This window comes from Actinomycetospora soli (assembly GCF_021026295.1).
In the GTDB taxonomy this organism is placed as follows: domain Bacteria; phylum Actinomycetota; class Actinomycetes; order Mycobacteriales; family Pseudonocardiaceae; genus Actinomycetospora; species Actinomycetospora soli.
In genome coordinates, this window is sequence record NZ_JAJNDA010000066.1 from 1 (window position 1) to 1,464 (window position 1,464).

A 1,464-nucleotide genomic window follows, 5' to 3' on the forward strand; every position below is an offset into this window, starting at 1 on the left:
GGCTCTTCCGGAATCAGAGTGCGAGGTTCCCGCAGTGGAGCAGGGAGCGGATGCGGTAGTTGATCAGGTTGCGGAACCCGAGGGCGTTGCGGCGCAGGGCCTCGAGGCGCCCGTTGATGGCTTCGGTGGGGCCGTTGGAGGCGCGGTGGTCGAAGTAGGCCAGGACGTCGTCGCGGCGCCGGTGCAGCGTCCGCCCGAGGGTCGCGAGCTCTTCGAGCCCGGCCGGTAGGCCGGTCCGGAGCCGGTCGATCACCGCGGTCAGCATCGTCTTGCCGCGGGCGCGATCGGGCTGCTCGTAGGCGGCGATGATCTGCTGATACGACCACCAGGTCACCTCGACCGCGACGTGCTCGTCGTAGCCGAACACCGTCTCCAGCCGGGCGCGTTGCCGCTCGGAGAGCAGCCCAAGACGAGTGCGCAGCGTCCGCCGGACCCGGTAGAGCGGGTCCCCGCTGCGACCGCGGTGTCCGACGGTGTCCTGCTGGACGCGTTGGCGGCACAGGTCGAGCTTGTGCCCGGCCAGCGCCACGACGTGGAACGGATCCATCACTGTGACCGCCTCGGGGAGCGCTTCGACGGCGGCGTTCTTGTAGCCGCCGAAGCCGTCCATCGCCACGATCCGCACGCCGTCACGGAAGGCCTGCGGGCGGGCCTCGAGCCAGGTCTTCATCGCCGCCGCGGAACGCCCCGGGACCATGTCCAGCAGCCGCGCAGGACCTGTACCTGCGACGACAGCGGTCAGGTCGGTGATGACGGTGACGAACCCGTCGGCCTCGGCGCCGCGGGTGTGGGCCCATTTGTGCTCATCGACGCCGATCACCTCGACCCCGTCGAGGCGGCCGGGGCCGGCGGTGAGCAGCAGCGCCGTCGTCGCGTCCACCGCGATGTCGTTCACGGTGTCCCAGGACCGGCCGAGCTCGCGGGCCACCGCCGCGACCGTGGCCTTGTCCAGCATCAGCCGGCGCAGGATGAACTTCGCGGCTCGCCGTGTGGTCGACGCGCCGGGCCGCGCGAGGCGGCTGGTGTCGTGGGCGAACACCTCACGCGTGCAGCCGTCATGGGCACAGCGGTAGCGCGGGACCCGGACCCGCAGCTCGAGCGGGTGCCCGACCACCGGGACGTCGCTGACCCGGCGCTCGGTGCTGTCGCGATAGGTCCCGGTGATTCCGCAGCCCGGGCAGCGGCCGGGCCCCTCGACGAGCAGCTCGCACCACAGCACCGTGGTCTCGCCAGCCACCGCAGCGTCGGTGATCCGGACTCCGAGCTCGACGGTGCGGATGATCGTGTCGGCCACGATCTGGGCCGGCAGGGTCGTAAGCTGTGACATCGGGTCCCCGAGATGTTGGCGCTGGTTGGCGTAGGAACCGCCATCATCAACTTCTCGGGGCCCGCCTCACCGCAGCGACACGACCCCAGCTCCCGGCCCGGTCACACCCTCAGCTGCACTCCGAAATCGGAAGAGCC

The 1,464-nt window shown here is 71.0% G+C and carries 1 protein-coding gene; it reads right to left on the reverse strand.

The features are described 5' to 3' along the window. Positions 1-13: 13 nt before the first annotated feature. Entirely contained in the window at positions 14-1,327 is a 1,314-nt protein-coding gene (locus tag LN037_RS32065) for an ISL3 family transposase (protein WP_230761175.1), read from the reverse strand. Between the last annotated feature and the right edge of the window lie 137 nt (positions 1,328-1,464).